1 protein-coding gene and 1 pseudogene are annotated in these 809 nt (G+C 65.5%); both read left to right on the top strand.

The window, feature by feature from the left end:
• Positions 1-558: pseudogene (locus JCM25156_RS18835) on the top strand (glycosyltransferase); the annotation flags it as partial.
• On the top strand, positions 555-809 hold a 255-nt coding region (locus tag JCM25156_RS26285), incomplete at its 3' end, for a squalene/phytoene synthase family protein (protein WP_034961300.1). The pseudogene JCM25156_RS18835 and the gene JCM25156_RS26285, both read left to right, overlap by 4 nt.

The following is an 809-nucleotide window of genomic DNA, read 5'->3' as shown; positions in this document are numbered from 1 at the left end:
CGCATTGGCGGGATCGAGAGCCTGCGCGGCGCGCTGATCGATGACTGCACGCTGGCCGCCCACATCAAGCACAGCGGCGGCGCGATCTATCTGGGCCATAGCTGCCTGGCCCGGTCGATCCGCCCCTACCCCGACCCGGCGGACATCTGGCGCATGGTGGCGCGCACGGCCTATGTACAGCTTGACTATTCCCCCGTGATGCTGGTGGGCACCATCATCGGCATGATCCTGCTGTGGATCGTGCCCATGCAGCTTGCCCTGTTCAGCCACGGGCTGCCCTGCCTGCTGGGGGCGGGGGCGTGGATCATGTCCATGGCGTCCTATACCCCCACGCTGCGCCGCTTCCGGCAGTCGCCCGCATGGGCGATGTTGCTGCCAGCCATTGCCGGGTTCTATATGCTGGCCACGATCGGTTCGGCGGTGGACCATCACCGGGGCCGGGGTGTGGTGTGGAAAAGCCGCGCCTATACCGAGCCTGACGGCGCGATCTCGACCTCCATGCGGGCCGAGAACAGCGCCACCGTAATGAACCGCACCATGGGAGATGACGTAGGGTGAACACCAATGAGTGGGCCGTGTGGGGAAACGAGGATGTCTCGTCCGGCAAGGACGCCGGCGATGAGAATTTTCCGGTAGGCTCCCTGCTGATCAGCCGCAGGCTGCGTCCGCATGTGCATGCCTATTACGACTTCGCGCGCGTGATCGACGATATTGTCGATACTGACCGCCTTGACCCGAAGGCCAAGATCGCGCGCCTCAACGCCATGGAAGAGGTGGTGCTGGGCCGCCACAGGGCCCCCGGGCGGCGC

The sequence above is a fragment of the Komagataeibacter kakiaceti JCM 25156 genome, assembly GCF_000613305.1.
The sequence above is the reverse complement of the archived record's forward strand: the minus strand, read 5'-3'. Positions and strand labels throughout refer to the sequence as shown.